12 protein-coding genes are annotated in these 14109 nt (G+C 61.4%); 6 read left to right on the top strand and 6 right to left on the bottom strand.

Annotated features, from left to right (window positions below):
• Positions 1-16 precede the first annotated feature (16 nt).
• The 3 genes from ACQZ5Y_RS10950 to ACQZ5Y_RS10940 are packed head-to-tail and all read right to left on the bottom strand — an operon-like array spanning position 17 to position 2534.
• Entirely contained in the window at positions 17-1273 is a 1257-nt protein-coding gene (locus ACQZ5Y_RS10950; RefSeq protein WP_174049833.1) for a CCA tRNA nucleotidyltransferase, read from the bottom strand.
• Positions 1270-1908: an NUDIX hydrolase gene (locus ACQZ5Y_RS10945; RefSeq protein WP_003513539.1), complete on the bottom strand. Its 639-nt coding sequence runs from the start codon at positions 1906-1908 to the stop codon at positions 1270-1272. Before ACQZ5Y_RS10945 ends, ACQZ5Y_RS10950 begins: the two co-directional genes overlap by 4 nt.
• The gene (locus ACQZ5Y_RS10940; RefSeq protein WP_013636611.1) at positions 1905-2534 is read right to left on the bottom strand and encodes a DUF1285 domain-containing protein; all 630 of its coding nucleotides are present in this window, start codon (positions 2532-2534) and stop codon (positions 1905-1907) included. The genes ACQZ5Y_RS10945 and ACQZ5Y_RS10940 overlap by 4 nt, the downstream gene beginning before the upstream one ends.
• A gap of 175 nt (positions 2535-2709) precedes the next feature.
• Here ACQZ5Y_RS10940 and ACQZ5Y_RS10935 point away from each other — a divergent pair, with 175 nt between their 5' ends.
• The 5 genes from ACQZ5Y_RS10935 to ACQZ5Y_RS10915 all read left to right on the top strand — a co-directional run bounded on the left by ACQZ5Y_RS10935 (position 2710) and on the right by ACQZ5Y_RS10915 (position 10143).
• A complete protein-coding gene (locus ACQZ5Y_RS10935) occupies positions 2710-3720 on the top strand; it encodes an AAA family ATPase (RefSeq protein ID WP_003513541.1) in 1011 nt (336 codons plus the stop codon).
• 111 nt (positions 3721-3831) lie between these two features.
• Complete coding sequence (locus ACQZ5Y_RS10930) at positions 3832-4746, top strand: DUF58 domain-containing protein (protein WP_025594172.1); 915 nt, start codon at positions 3832-3834, stop codon at positions 4744-4746.
• Positions 4743-7553 carry a DUF4159 domain-containing protein gene (locus ACQZ5Y_RS10925; protein ID WP_025594173.1) on the top strand — a complete coding sequence of 937 codons (2811 nt, stop codon included), beginning with the start codon at positions 4743-4745 and terminating at the stop codon, positions 7551-7553. The genes ACQZ5Y_RS10930 and ACQZ5Y_RS10925 overlap by 4 nt, the downstream gene beginning before the upstream one ends.
• Position 7554: 1 nt before the next feature.
• Complete coding sequence (locus ACQZ5Y_RS10920) at positions 7555-9642, top strand: hypothetical protein (protein ID WP_174049835.1); 2088 nt, start codon at positions 7555-7557, stop codon at positions 9640-9642.
• 87 nt (positions 9643-9729) lie between these two features.
• Positions 9730-10143, top strand: coding sequence for a GNAT family N-acetyltransferase (locus tag ACQZ5Y_RS10915; RefSeq protein WP_013636615.1), 414 nt, complete (start codon positions 9730-9732; stop codon positions 10141-10143).
• A gap of 33 nt (positions 10144-10176) precedes the next feature.
• On the opposite strand, the gene ACQZ5Y_RS10910 is transcribed toward ACQZ5Y_RS10915, so the two are convergent.
• Both ACQZ5Y_RS10910 and ACQZ5Y_RS10905 read right to left on the bottom strand, forming a co-directional pair.
• A complete protein-coding gene (locus tag ACQZ5Y_RS10910; protein WP_065659143.1) occupies positions 10177-11490 on the bottom strand; it encodes an MFS transporter in 1314 nt (437 codons plus the stop codon).
• 241 nt (positions 11491-11731) lie between these two features.
• Positions 11732-12301 carry a GNAT family N-acetyltransferase gene (locus ACQZ5Y_RS10905; protein ID WP_013636617.1) on the bottom strand — a complete coding sequence of 190 codons (570 nt, stop codon included), beginning with the start codon at positions 12299-12301 and terminating at the stop codon, positions 11732-11734.
• Positions 12302-12597: 296 nt separating this feature from the next.
• On the opposite strand from ACQZ5Y_RS10905, the gene ACQZ5Y_RS10900 reads away from it, so the two are divergent.
• A complete protein-coding gene (locus ACQZ5Y_RS10900) occupies positions 12598-13590 on the top strand; it encodes a glutathione S-transferase family protein (protein ID WP_174049838.1) in 993 nt (330 codons plus the stop codon).
• Positions 13591-13607: 17 nt separating this feature from the next.
• Here the strand turns inward: ACQZ5Y_RS10900 and ACQZ5Y_RS10895 are convergent, their stop codons facing one another.
• Complete coding sequence (locus ACQZ5Y_RS10895; protein WP_019565194.1) at positions 13608-14099, bottom strand: NUDIX domain-containing protein; 492 nt, start codon at positions 14097-14099, stop codon at positions 13608-13610.
• Between the last annotated feature and the right edge of the window lie 10 nt (positions 14100-14109).

Genomic DNA, 14109 nt, shown 5'->3' with positions numbered 1-14109 from the left:
CTCCGGCACTGCGATCTCAATTCTCCAGCATATCCTTCAGCCGGGCGGTCAGCGCTGCCCGGTCTAGCGAGAAATTGACGTCGATCCACTTTTCTTCGAGGCTTTTCAGCACCTCGCCTACCTTCGGACCGGACTCCACGCCCGCGGCCATCACATCAGCGCCGCTCAGCGGAAAGCCGGGTTTGTGGAACTTGTTCGCTCTCGTCAGCAGCGTCGAAAGTCGCGCGACTTTCTGCATCGCCGCCTCACCGCCCGAAAGGTCGGCGCGGGCCGAGGCAAGCGCCAGTTTCAGCCGCGTCTTCACACCGTCAACGCCCTGCCGGTAAAGCAGCCGGTCGAGCGCCGTCTCCTTCATCTCCGGATCGATCACCGGCGCGGAAGCCCATTGGGCAAGATATGCAGCTTCAGCCTTCGACAGCCGCAGCCTCCCAGCAAGCGCCGTTAGCCTCTCCCTGTCGGGCGGCACTATCGCAGCAAGCCGCAGCATCGGGTCAACTGTCCAGCCAAGCGCCTGTTCGGTTGCAACCAGCCCGTGAATGGCGTCGATACCCCATTTTTCCGTTTCGGGGAGAATTTCCGCCAACACGCCGGATTGCCGCATCCACAGCAAGGCGCGGGAGGGATCGCGCGCGGAAAGCAGCTTTTTCAGCTCGCTCCACACCCGCTCGGCCGAGAGCGTCCCAAGCCTGTCCTTGGCCCGCGCACTGGCGCGCAAGCCATCGGCATCAGGACGACCGGAACCATAATGGGCAAAAAAGCGGAAGAACCTAAGAATCCGCAGATAATCTTCCGAAATCCGCATCGCGGCATCGCCGATGAAGCGCACGGTTCCTGTTTCAATGTCGGGAAGGCCATCGATGAGGTCGATGATCTCGCCCTTCTCGTCGGCGTAAAGTGCGTTGATGGTGAGATCGCGCCGCTCGGCATCGGTCTGCCAGTCTGTGCCAAAAGCGACCTGCGCATGGCGGCCATTGGTCTCGACATCGCGACGCAGCGTCGTCACCTCGAAACCCTCGCCGTCGATCACCAGCGTCACCGTGCCGTGTTCAATGCCGGTCGGTACCGCCTTGATGCGCGCCGCCTTGGCGCGCTCAACCACCACATCGGGGGTAAGCGTCGTCGCCATATCGACATCGACGACCGGCTGTTCCATCAGTGCATTGCGCACGGCGCCGCCGACGATCCGCACCTCGCCGCCATCGGCGTTCAACAGCGCGAAGATGCGCTTCAGCGCCGGCTTTTCAAACCAGTCCCGCCCGGCAAGGCTGCTCATGAATAAAACCTCTCGTAAATCGTCCGTACGATGCCCGCCGTAATGCCCCAAATGTAGCGCTCGCCATAGGGCATTTCGTAGAAAAACCGCTCCTTCCCCTGAAAGATGCGACTGCCGCGCCCGTGATTGGCTGGGTCCATCAGGAAAGACAGCGGCACCTCGAAAACCTCATCCACTTCCGTGGGATTGAGCGTCAGGTCAAAGCCGGGACGAACGACCGACAGCACCGGCTTGATGCGAAAACCGGTACCGGAAATGTAATCCGGCAGACGCCCGACTGTTTCCACGAAAGATCGCGAGAGGCCGATCTCCTCTTCCGTCTCGCGCAGGGCCGCCTCTTCCGGTGTGCGGTCCCCGGCATCGATGCCACCGCCCGGAAAGGAAATCTGGCCGGAATGTTTGCGCAGGGTTGCGGTGCGCTGGGTGAAGATCACCCGCGCTTCGTTGCCGTCGTCGATGACAGGCACCAGCACGGCGGCGTCCTTTAGCCTTATGCCGTTTCCCGAAAGCACCACGCCCGGATTGAGCAGATGATCGCCATTCTCGCGTTCCGCCACGCCCTCGCCTTCCTCCAGCACCCGGCGGCGGAAATCGGCGGCGGTAAAAGTTTCAAGGCGGGTTGTCGTCATTGTCATTGCGAAAGCCGTTCCAGTTCATTGGCGGGCATCACGGGAAAGACAACCCCGCCCGAGCGCACCGCAAACATCTCGACGCCGTCCACATCGATCACCTCGCCGAGTGCCACGAGATCATACATCACCGCCCGCGAGACGAGCGCCTCCAGCCTGCCGCGCACCAGAATATAGGGTTTCAATTCGCGGTTTTCTCCGAAAATCGTAAAGCGTAGCGGATGCTCCGGCCCGGCCTCCACCACATCGCCGACATTGGTGCGGAAGGTCAGCAGCGGCCCGCCATCCTTCTCGCCCGCCGTCACCTTCATCTCGACGGCCACGAAAGGAGCATCCACCACGCGGATGCCGACTTTTTCCACAGGAGTTACAAGATAGGTCTTGCCGTCGTCATCCTTGCGCAGGACCGTGGAAAACAGCCGCACCAGCGGCGCCCGGCCAATGGGCGTACCCATATAGAACCAGGTGCCGTCTGCGCGGATTTCCATGTCGAGATCGCCGCAAAAGGGGGGATTCCAGCGCTCCACCGGCGCAGGTCCACGTTTGGCGTCGCCGGTCTGCTCGGCGGCGCGTGAAATCATCGCCGCCAGCCCTGCTGCATCGCTTGCCGAATTTATCGTCTCCGCTGCCATATTCGAGTCTCGCTTTGCCGATAAGGAAATACTAAGTCACGACATAGTCATTCGAATGGCGCTTGTCAGCGGCCAAGAGAGCAATAAGCTAGTTGCAGCGCGAAATCCGCCCCGGCCAATGGCCATCAAGATCGGGGCAGGAATGGGTCGGCGGCAAAGGTATGAGGAGAGCGACATGGGCGTGATGAATACCGGCGAAACCCTCGACGAAAAAGCCATCGTCGCCTCGGCCGAAAAGGCGCTTTCGGATATTGCCGCGATCCGCGCGGAGGTATCCAAGGTCATCTTCGGCCAGGAAAAAGTGGTTCAGAACACGCTTCTCGCCATACTCTCGGGCGGCCACGCCTTGCTCGTCGGCGTTCCCGGGCTTGCCAAGACCAAGCTCGTCACCACGCTCGGAACGGTTCTCGGGCTCGATGCCAACCGCATCCAGTTCACACCGGACCTCATGCCATCGGATATTCTCGGCTCCGAAGTCATGGATCAGGATGAAAACGGGCGGCGCTCCTTCCGCTTCATAAAAGGTCCGGTGTTTGCGCAATTGCTGATGGCGGATGAAATCAACCGCGCCAGCCCGCGCACGCAGTCCGCGCTGCTGCAGGCCATGCAGGAATATCACATCACCATGGCCGGCCAGCGTTACGATCTGCCGAAACCCTTCCACGTTCTCGCAACCCAGAACCCGCTGGAACAGGAAGGCACCTATCCACTGCCTGAAGCGCAGCTCGACCGCTTCCTGCTGCAGGTGGATGTCGGCTATCCCGAGCTTGCCGCCGAACGCCAGATATTGCTCGACACGACAGGCACCGCATCGGGCGAGGCACGCAAGGTTATCGACGCCGAACGCATGATGGAAATCCAGGCCCTCATCCGCCAGATGCCGGTCAGCGACAAGGTGGTGGACGCGATCCTTTCGCTTGTCCGCTCTGCCCGCCCCGGCCACGGCAACAAATTGACCGACAAACACGTTGTCTGGGGCCCGGGTCCCCGCGCCGGCCAGTCCCTGATGCTGACGGCACGCGCCCGCGCGCTTTACGAAGGCAGGCTCGCGCCGTCGCTGGACGATGTCTATGCGCTGGCCGAACCGGTGCTGGAGCACCGCATGGCGCTGACATTCGCCGCCCGCGCCGAAGGCATGTCGGTGCGCGATGTCATCGCAGCCCTTGTGGAGCAGGCGAAGAACTAAGGCATCGAACCGAAAAGTGTGACGCTGTTTTCGGAAAATCCGATGCTCGACAAAAACTCGGAGCGGCCCGCCGCTCTGACATCTGCCTAAGCTTTCTCGAAAGGAGTGCCTGTGGCATCCATCGGCCAGATCGTAGATAAGACACCGGGTAGCGAAGTTTTGGCGCGCGCGCGCCAGCGTGCCGCACTGGTGCCGGACTGCATGGTCGAAGCCAAGCGCATCGCCAACACCGTCACCGCCGGCTGGCACGGCCGCCGCAAGCGTGGCATCGGCGAGAATTTCTGGCAGTTCCGCCCCTATGCCGAAGGCGAGAGCCTGTCGCGCATCGACTGGCGACGCTCGGCCCGCGACGACCACACCTATGTGCGCGATCGGGAATGGGAAGCTGCCCACACCATCTGGCTGTGGGCCGACATGTCGCCGTCGATGATGTTCAAATCCACACTCGGCTCCGTTTCCAAGGAAAGCCGCGCATTGGTGCTGATGCTGGCGCTGGCGGAAATCCTTGCGCGCTCGGGCGAGCGCATAGGTTGTCCCGGTATCATGGAGCCCATCTCGGCCAGAAACGCCGCCGAACGTCTGGCTGCCGCCATCATGCACGCGCCGCTCACCACAGGCATGCCGGAAACGGGCATGATCCGCGGTGCAAGCGACATCGTCCTCATAGGCGATTTTCTCGACGATGCGCAAAATGTGATGGAACGGATTTCGCCACTCGCGCGGCGCGGCTTGCGCGGCCATGTGGTGGAAATCGCCGATCCGGCCGAAGAAACCTTCCCCTATTCGGGCCGCACCGAATTTACCGACCCGGAAACCGGTGAAAAACTCGTCTCCGGCCGCGCGGAAACGATTCGCGAGGATTATACCCGCGCCTATCTCGCCCGCCGCGAAGCGCTGTCTTCTTCGCTGCGCCGTCTAGGCTGGAATTTCGTGTTTCACCGCACCGATCATCTCGCCTCCGAGGCGCTTGTGGCTGTTCACATGTATTTGTCCGGTGCGCCCGCGCAAGGCGGTGGCAACCGATGAGCGCATTGCCCTTCGTCTTCACCAGCCCCTATATTCTCTTCGGCCTTCTGGCATTGCCAGCCATCTGGTGGCTGCTGCGGCTCACCCCGCCGCGCCCCAAGGCGGAGGTTTTTCCGCCGCTGAAAATTCTGGCCACCGTGCTGAAGCGCGAGGAAACGCCCTCGAAAAGCCCGTGGTGGCTGACATTGCTGCGCATCGCGCTCGCCGCCGCCGTGATTTTCGCGCTGGCCGATCCGGTGGTGAACCCCCGCAACAACAGCATTGCCGGCACTGGTCCCCTGGTGCTTGTGGTCGATAATAGCTGGGCCTCCGCAACTGATTGGCAGAGACGCGTCGAAACCGCTCAGGCCCTGATCGGCGATGCGGAAAGGGCCGATCGCCCCGTTTCCATCAGCTTCACCGCAGATGCCGAACACGACGCCGTGCCAGCCACAACGGCGGTGGCGCTGGACAAGCTCGCCGCCGCCAAGCCGAAGCCTCTTGCGCCGGACCGCGTGCGCACGGCGGAAGCTATTACCGAGGCGCTGAACGGCACCTCCCCCGGCACGCTCGCCTATATTGCCGACGGCGTTGCCACCGCGCAGGATGAAAGCGCACTCAAAACGCTGGCCAGCCTCTCAGCTGCCGAGTTCCGCATCGTCACGGGTGATGGGAAATCCATCGCCGCCATTACCGGCGCCGCCAACAATGCCGATGCGATGAGCGTCACGCTATCGCGGCTCGACACGGCCTCCCCCAGCCGGTTGACCGTCAATGCGCAGGACAGCCAGGGCCGCATCCTTGCCACTGGCACCGCCAGTTTCGCCCCCGGCGAAGCGGAAACGACGGCGACGGTGGAAGCGCCTTTCGAATTGCGCAACGACTTCGCCCGCCTCTCCATCGAGGCAGTCTCGACGGCGGGCGCGGTGCATCTTCTGGATGACGGTTTCCGCCGCCGCCGCGTGGCGCTGCTGGCCGGTGAAACCGGAAATGATTTCCAGCCGCTGCTGCAGCCGCTTTATTACATCAGCCGCGCCCTTCAGCCTTTTGTCGATCTCATCCCGCAACGACAGGCAGATCTTGCGCAGGCAATCCCGGAAATCCTGCAATCCAATCCTTCCGTCATCGTCATGGCCGATATCGGACGTCTGCCGCAAGAGACCTATGAGCCGATGCAGCGCTGGCTTGCCGCCGGCGGCACGCTGATCCGTTTTGCCGGACCGCGCCTTGCCGCAGCCCCCACCAATGATCCGCTGGTGCCGGTGACGTTGCGGCAGGGTGAACGCGCACTTGGCGGCGCGCTCTCATGGGCCGAGCCACAGCCGCTTGCCGATTTCCCGAATTTCGGCGCCTTTGCCGGAATGCCGAAGGCCGATGGCGTGCTCGTAAAACGGCAGGTTCTTGCCGAACCGACACCCGACCTTGCCGAGCGCACCTGGGCGAGCCTTGCCGACGGCACGCCACTCGTCACCACCCGCAATGTCGAAGCGGGCCGCATCGTGCTGTTCCATGTCAGCGCCGAGGCAAGCTGGTCCGACCTGCCGATATCAGGCCACTTCGTCGATATGTTGCGCCGTATCGTGCAATTGTCCAAGGCAGGCGGTGCTTCCACCTCCGCGAATGCCCCCGCCGCAGCATTGCCGCCCTTCCGGCTACTGACGGCCGAAGGTGCTTTGTCAGCCGATGTCGGCTCCGCCCGGCCGTTGGAAATGCGCCCCGGTCAGGCTCCCCGCACCGGTTTCGACAATCCCCCCGGCCTTTATGGCACAGAGGATGGTTTCGTGGCTCTCAATCTTCTACCGGCTGGCGCCACGCTTCGCCCGCTCGATACCTCGCTCGCCGGTGTCAACACCACCAGCGAAGCACTGATCGGCGAAACGGCGAAATCGCTGCGCCCGGCCTTGTTCATCGCCGCCTTCCTGATGTTGATTGCCGACAGTCTCATCGTGCTCTTTATGAACGGCGCCTTCGCACGCCTGCCGAAAGCCCGCAGCGCCACAGCTGCCACCGTGCTGCTGGCCATTGGCGCCTTCGCCGCAATGTCCTCGAGCGATGCGCGCGCCGACGACCCCAAACCCGGTGACGAGCAGATTTTCGAGCGGCTGGACACGACGCATCTCGCTTATGTCCGCACCGGCGAGGACGATGTCGACCGCATTTCCGAACAGGGTTTGCAGGGATTGAGCGAATTCCTGACCTGGCGCACGACGCTGGAGCCCGGCCAGCCGGTCGGCCTCGATATATCCAAGGACGAATTATCCTTTTACCCGATCATCTACTGGCCGGTGTCGGCCTCCGCCCCCATGCCGTCGAGCGCTGCCATATCGCGTATCGATGCCTATATGCGCGCCGGTGGCACCGTTCTGTTCGACACGCGCGATCAGTTTTCGTCGCTCGACACTGGCGCGACCAGCCCCAATGGCGAACGTTTGCAGGCGATCCTCGCCAATATCGATATTCCGCCGCTGGAGCCCGTGCCGGAAGACCACGTCCTGACGCGGTCTTTCTACCTGCTCACCAATTTCCCCGGCCGCTACAACGGCTCGCCGCTCTGGGTGGAATCGCGCCAGGGGGCGGCAAAGACGACATCCGGCCTCTCCTCCTCCGGCGACGGCGTGACGCCGATCATGATAACAGGCAATGATTTTGCCGGCGCATGGGCCGTCGATGCGCAGGGCGCACCGGTGCTGCCCACTGTGCCGCCGGACGAGTTGCAGCGCGAACATGCGTTTCGCTCTGGCGTCAACATCATGATGTATATGCTGACCGGCAACTACAAGGCCGATCAGGTACACGTTCCCGCACTTCTCGAACGGTTGGGGCAGTGACATGACATTGACATTCGCCCCCTTCCTGCCGTGGATCGTGATTGCCGTTCTGGCCGTCGCCGCCCTTCTTCTCTCCTTCATCGGCCTGTGGCGCGGCGTGCGCGGCGCATGGCTGCGCGGGCTGGCGCTTGTCGCCCTGCTTGCCGCCATCGCCAATCCGCTTTTGACGCAGGAGGAACGCGAGCCTCTCTCCACAATCGTCCCCGTTGTCGTCGATCGATCGCAGAGCCAGGACGTGCAGGACCGACCGCAGATGACGGATACGGCGCTTGCCGCGCTGAAAGACCGGCTGTCGCGCTTCCCGCGCATCGAACCGCGCATCGTGGAAGTGCGTGATGATGGTGAGAGCGATTCACCTTCGACGCAGCTTTTCTCGGCCCTCTCCTCCGCCGTCTCGGATGTTTCGCCCTCCCGCGTCGGCGGTGCGATTTTCCTCAGCGATGGCCAGATCCATGATATTCCGAATGCTCTGCCCAATGCCGAACAGGCGCTTGGTTTCCGCGCTCCCCTCCACGGGCTGATCACCGGCAAGGCCGATGAATTCGACCGCCGTATCGAGATCGTCCGCGCGCCGCGCTTTGGCATCGTCAACGAGGAACAGCAACTGACGCTGCGCGTCTTCGATGATGGCCGTGCAGCCGCAGGTGGTGGTTCGGCGGAAGTAACCGTGAAGATGAACGGCGAAGAAATCGCCACCTTGCAGGCCACACCCGGCCAGCCGACACCCTTCACTTTCAAGGTTCCGCGCGGCGGCAACAATGTCATGGAATTTTCCGTCGCCGAGCTTCCCGGCGAAGTGACGGCCGCGAACAACCGTGCGGTTCACCTGATAGAAGGTATCCGGCAGAACCTGCGCGTGCTGCTGGTCTCCGGCGAGCCGCATGCCGGCGAGCGCGCCTGGCGCAACCTCCTGAAATCCGACGCCTCGGTTGATCTGGTGCATTTCACCATTCTGCGCCCGCCGGAAAAACAGGACGGTACGCCGATCAACGAACTGTCGCTGATCGCCTTCCCCACACGCGAATTGTTCGTGGAAAAGATCGAGGATTTCGACCTCATTATCTTTGACCGCTACCAGCATCGCGGCGTGCTGCCGATCCTCTATTACGATTACATCGCGCAATATGTCGAAAAGGGCGGCGCGCTATTGATCGCAGCCGGCCCGGAACATGCCGGTCAGGATTCGATCGCCATGACGCCGCTTGCATCCGTGCTGCCGGCCCAGCCGACAGGCCAGGTGCATCAGTCCGCCTTTTATCCTCGCCTCTCGGAAGCGGGCAAGAAACACCCCGTTACCCGTGGGCTGGAAGGGTCGGGCGATGAGCCGCCGCATTGGGGCCGCTGGTTCCGCACCGTCAGCGTCGAGCCGCCGCAGGGCCAGACCGTGATGCTGGGTGACGGGCAGGACCCGCTGCTGGTGCTGAACCGCCAGGGTGAAGGCCGTGTCGCCATGCTGCTTTCCGATCAGGGCTGGCTTTGGGCGCGTGGCTACGAAGGCGGCGGCCCGCATGTGGCACTTTACCGGCGCATCGCCCACTGGCTGATGAAGGAACCGGAGCTTGAGGAAGAGGCGCTGACGGCGCGCGCCAACGGCCGCACATTGCAAATTACCCGCCAGACCATCGGCGACGACCCCGGTCAGGCAAGCGTGCATTTCCCCTCGGGTAAAACCGAAAACATGGCCTTCAACAACACCGAGCCCGGTCTTTACAAGATCGAGCGTCGCATGGACGAGACCGGCCTGTTCGAAATCAAGAACGGCGATTTCACTACGCTCGTCCATGTCGGCGCGGTGGATGCGCCGGAATTCAAGGCAATGATTTCGACAACCGAAACGCTGAAGCCGCTTGCCGACGCCACCAAGGGCAGCGTGCACCGTGTCGCCGACAATTCGGGCCGCGTGGTACTACCCGATATCCTGCCTGTCAGGGGCGATATCAGGGTTGCCGATGAGGATCGCATGCTGATACGCATGACCGACGAGACGGTGCTGAAAGGTGTCAACACCCTACCGCTGTTTGCCGGTTTTGCCGGGCTTGCCGCCCTGCTCCTTGCTTTCTCCGCGCTCTGGTGGCGTGAGGGCCGGTAGGAACTTCCCGGTGGAAGCTCAGGCGCTTTCACGTCTCGCAGTGCAAACGAGAAACCGCCGCCGCTCGGCGACCTGGGAAAGATAATCATGAATTTCGTTTTGAGCGACATCGCGGATGCAGAAGCTGAAAAGGCCATCCGCGATCCCCTGGTGGCCTATAATCTCGCCCGTTTTGGCGAAAGCGACAAACGCGAACTCATCATCACAATCCGCGACGATGAGAACACCGTCACCGGCGGTCTTGTCGGCTATACCGGCCGCGGCTGGCTTTATGTGCAGCTTCTCTTCATCCCCGAGACCTTACGCGGTCAAGGCACAGGTGCGAAGCTTCTCGGCATGGCGGAAGAGGAAGCGAAAAAGCGCGGCTGCATGGGCGCTTATATCGACACGATGAACCCGGATGCGCTGAGGCTTTATGAGCGCTGCGGTTTCACCAAGATCGGCTCGCTTGCACCCCTTTCCAGCGGCCAGGCGATCACATGGCTTGAAAAGCGTTTCTAATCCGTTCGAAAGAAAGCGGTTGGCGCAGCAGTGTCAGGAGAGCGCCACCCGCCGCGTTTCCGCATTGATCATCGTTGCGGCAATCGCAGCCAGCACCAGCAGCCCGGCGAAAATGCCGATGGCGAAACCGAAGCCCTGCGCGATGGCATAACCCAGCAACGACGGCGCCAGAAGGCCGCCCAGCCTTGCCATGGCGCCAGCAGCGCCCATGCCGGTCGCACGCGATTCCGTCGGGTACAATTCGGGCGTGAAGGCATAAAGCGCACCCCAGGTGCCAAGCAGCGCAAAGCTCATGATCAGAAGCGATGTGGCGATCATTGCGCCGCCTGTAGCGAGCGTGAAGAGCAGGCAACCGAGGGCGGACAGCAGGCAGAAACCGATAAGCGTCGGCTTGCGGCCCCATTTTTCAACGCCATAGGCGGCAAGCGCATAACCGGGGATCTGCGCCAGTGCCACCAGCACGAGGAAACCATAACCGCGCACGAAGCCGAAACCGTCTCCCGCCAGTTTTGCCGGCATCCAGGTGAAGACGCCATAATAGGAAACGGAGACAAGGAACCAGATGGCAAGGATCATGATGCTGCGCTGTCTGAGCGCCGGCGAAAATATCCCCTGTCCTTTCGAGACCTCCGGCTGAAAAAGCCCTGTCCCGGCATCAAGTGGCGCGCGGCCGTTTACCACCAGCATACGGTTGACGATGACCTTGGCTTCGTCCGATCGACCTCTCCGCACGAGGTAAAGCGGCGATTCGGGCACCATGAACCGTAAACCCAGACCCACAACGGCTGGGAAAGCCGTAACCGCGAAAATATAACGCCAGGCATCGGCAACACCGGCAAGGCTGGCGCCCCACGCTGCAAGCGCCACGATCAGGGTTCCGATGGCCCAGAAGCCTTCCAGCATGACCAGCCAGCGCCCCCGGTTCTTTGCGGGCAGGAATTCCGCCATCATCGCATAATCCACCGGCAGGGTGCCGCCGACAGCCGCACCCGTTAGAAAGCGCAGGACAAGAAGAATGGCAAAGTTCGGCGCAAAGACGGAAAGCACACCGAACACGGCATCACAGGCCACGGTGACGATCAACACTCGGCGGCGACCGTAACGGTCCGCCAAACGCCCGAAACCGGCAGCACCTAAAAGCATGCCAAAAAAGAAGGCCGTTCCGGTTTGAAGGGCCTGCGGAACAGTCAGGCCAAACGTTAGGGCAATCGAGGCGGCAGTGAAGCCGACCGCCAGCACCTGCATGGCATCCGCTGCCCAGACGAGGCCGAAAATACCCATCAACCGCCGCTGATAGGCGCCCGCACCTGCGCGTTCCAGCGCATCGTTCATGGTGATTGCCGTCATATGCTCGCCCCCGTGCCGAAATCGACTATCGAGTGCTATCGCATAGGGGAAAGAAACGGAATTGAATTTTGCGATGTACGATGCATGGTTTCAAGGCAGAACACCATCCCGTCATCTTTAGCGAAATAACCGGCCAGTGTATGGGCGATTCAACGCTCCGTCCCTCATCAAGTCAGTCGTATTTGATGAGGGAAAAAGTGCGCACTGGTGAAGGGCGGGAAATCCGACGTAACGAAATCCGTCAGCCGTAAACCCGAAGAGGCTCTTCGAAGCCGTCGTCTTCCGCCTGGGCTGCAGGCATGGCGGCCTCGCATTTGCGCCAGCCGATCTTGCCCTTCAGCCGCTGGTGCACGTCGTCACCAACAGGCACGACCAGCACCCGGTTCGGATCCACCGGGCCTGGAAAATCAAGCGCGGCGTAGGCGACCTTTTCGAAACCAAGCGGCATGTAATAGGGCGGATCGCCGATCAGAATGACGGCCTCCGAACCCTTCCGCCGGGCGGCAGCGATGGCAATCCGGACGAGTTCACGACCGATGCCCATGTTCTTGTGCGAAGGCCTCACGGCAAGCGGGCCGAGCATATGGCCTTTCACCCCACCGGCCAGAACCGGCGTCATGCGCACCGAAGCGATCGTCTCGCCATCATCGGCGCAGACGAAGGACAGCGACCGATCATGCGGACCCTGCTCGCGAATGCGCGCGGCGGCACGGGTGTGCCGACCGGGGCCGAATGCTTCTTCGTTGATGATTTCGATGATGGCGTCGTGCGACGCGTCCTCGGTGAGGTAGACAAGATCGTGCTTGGACATGAAGAGACCGAAACTTCCAAAATGCGGATGCGACAATAGATGACGGCTGCGCCGGTAAAGGCGTTCAGGAGCGTCAGCGTCGTCGGAGCATCCGTGTTTCGATCATAATCTACGATTTCCTCAGATTTGTGAAAATCGCAATTATCAGGAAAATTCCCACCCGTCCAGAACAAATCTCGGCACTATCCCATTCAGCCCATGCAAGACCGGAAACGCATTGTTCAATGCGCCACGGGTTCGCGACACCGCGCTAAACGGTTAGGATTGCGGTCAAGGAAACAATCAAGGAGATCATCATGGGCATGCTGGTGGAAGGCGTATGGAAAGACGTCTGGTACGACACCAAGGAAACCAAGGGGCACTTCAAGCGCAGCGCCTCGCAATTTCGCAACTGGGTAACGGTGGATGGCGCGCCCGGACCTTCCGGCGAAGGTGGCTTCAAGGCCGAGAAGGATCGCTACCACCTCTATGTGTCGCTCGCCTGCCCCTGGGCGCATCGCACCCTGATTTTCCGTAAACTGAAAAAGCTGGAAGACCTGATTTCCGTCTCTGTCGTCGATCCGCTGATGCTGGAAAACGGCTGGGAGTTCAGACCGGAAGGCGAACGCACTCCGGGTGCAACCGAGGACCACCTCTTCGGCTTCTCCACACTGTGGCAGGTCTATACCAAAGCGGATGCCAACTATTCGGGACGGGTGACCGTGCCGGTACTGTGGGACAAAGAACGCGGCACCATCGTCTCCAATGAATCGGCCGAAATCATCCGCATGTTCAACGTGGCCTTCAACGACCTCACCGGATCGGCGGCGGAATATTATCCCGAAGCACTGCGCGCCGACATCGATGCACTGAACGACGTTATCTACGACACCGTCAACAACGGCGTCTACAAGGCCGGTTTCGCCACCACCCAGGATGCTTATCAGCAAAATGCCGTGAAGGTGTTTGAAACGCTCGATATGCTGGAAGACCGGCTGGAGGACCGCCGTTTCCTGTTCGGTGCAGAACAGACGGAAGCAGACTGGCGTCTCTTCACCACGCTGGTGCGATTCGACCCTGTTTATGTCGGCCACTTCAAGTGCAACATCCGCCGCATTCACGATTACCCGCATCTCACGGGTTACCTCCGCGACCTCTACCAGACACCAGGCGTGCCGGACACAGTCGATATCCGCCACATCAAGGAACATTATTATCGCAGCCACCTCACCATCAACCCGACAGGTATCGTGCCCGTTGGCCCGGAACTGGACCTGACCATGGCCCATGGCCGTGAGACGCTTACCTGACGGCAGAGACGCCGCCGCTACCAGTAGTCGGCAATCGCCGCTTTGCCGGAAAGTTCGGCAAGGCGGCGGCGGGTGGCGGGCGTCACATTTTCCGGCAGGTCCGAGAGATCGAAAAAACCGCTTTCGGTGATTTCATGATCCGGTTTTTTCGGCGTGGTCTGGGTGACCTGAAGCCGGTAGAGCGCCACATGATCGCGGTTGCTGCCTTCCAGATTGAGGTAGACATGGACAAGCTCGGGGATCGACGCAGCCTCGAGATTGCCTTCCTCGCGGATTTCCTTGTTGAGCGCCATCAGCAGCGTTTCACCGCGTTCCACCCCGCCGCCGGGCAGATACCAGCCGGGCAGATAGGTGTGCCGCACCAGAAAAATCCGTCCCGCATCATCGAAGCAGAGCGCACGCACACCGAGGGTGGCACCGCGTGTGAACAGAAAAACGAAATGAAGCAGGCGGATAAGGATACGCGTGTGGAACGGACGGGCCTGCCGCTCGGTTCTCTCGTCATTCACCCTGGTTTCT

The sequence above is a fragment of the Agrobacterium sp. A3-95 genome (assembly GCF_053521785.1).
The sequence above is the reverse complement of the archived record's forward strand: the minus strand, read 5'-3'. Positions and strand labels throughout refer to the sequence as shown.

Bases quoted from the DNA above. Each gene is read 5' to 3' on its own strand.
- ACQZ5Y_RS10950 (WP_174049833.1), bottom strand. From the start codon at position 1,273: ATGAGCAGCCTTGCCGGGCGGGACTGGTTTGAAAAGCCGGCGCTGAAG.
- ACQZ5Y_RS10945 (WP_003513539.1), bottom strand. From the start codon at position 1,908: ATGACAATGACGACAACCCGCCTTGAAACTTTTACCGCCGCCGATTTC.
- ACQZ5Y_RS10940 (WP_013636611.1), bottom strand. From the start codon at position 2,534: ATGGCAGCGGAGACGATAAATTCGGCAAGCGATGCAGCAGGGCTGGCG.
- ACQZ5Y_RS10935 (WP_003513541.1), top strand. From the start codon at position 2,710: ATGGGCGTGATGAATACCGGCGAAACCCTCGACGAAAAAGCCATCGTC.
- ACQZ5Y_RS10925 (WP_025594173.1), top strand. From the start codon at position 4,743: ATGAGCGCATTGCCCTTCGTCTTCACCAGCCCCTATATTCTCTTCGGC.
- ACQZ5Y_RS10920 (WP_174049835.1), top strand. From the start codon at position 7,555: ATGACATTGACATTCGCCCCCTTCCTGCCGTGGATCGTGATTGCCGTT.
- ACQZ5Y_RS10915 (WP_013636615.1), top strand. From the start codon at position 9,730: ATGAATTTCGTTTTGAGCGACATCGCGGATGCAGAAGCTGAAAAGGCC.
- ACQZ5Y_RS10910 (WP_065659143.1), bottom strand. From the start codon at position 11,490: ATGACGGCAATCACCATGAACGATGCGCTGGAACGCGCAGGTGCGGGC.
- ACQZ5Y_RS10905 (WP_013636617.1), bottom strand. From the start codon at position 12,301: ATGTCCAAGCACGATCTTGTCTACCTCACCGAGGACGCGTCGCACGAC.
- ACQZ5Y_RS10900 (WP_174049838.1), top strand. From the start codon at position 12,598: ATGGGCATGCTGGTGGAAGGCGTATGGAAAGACGTCTGGTACGACACC.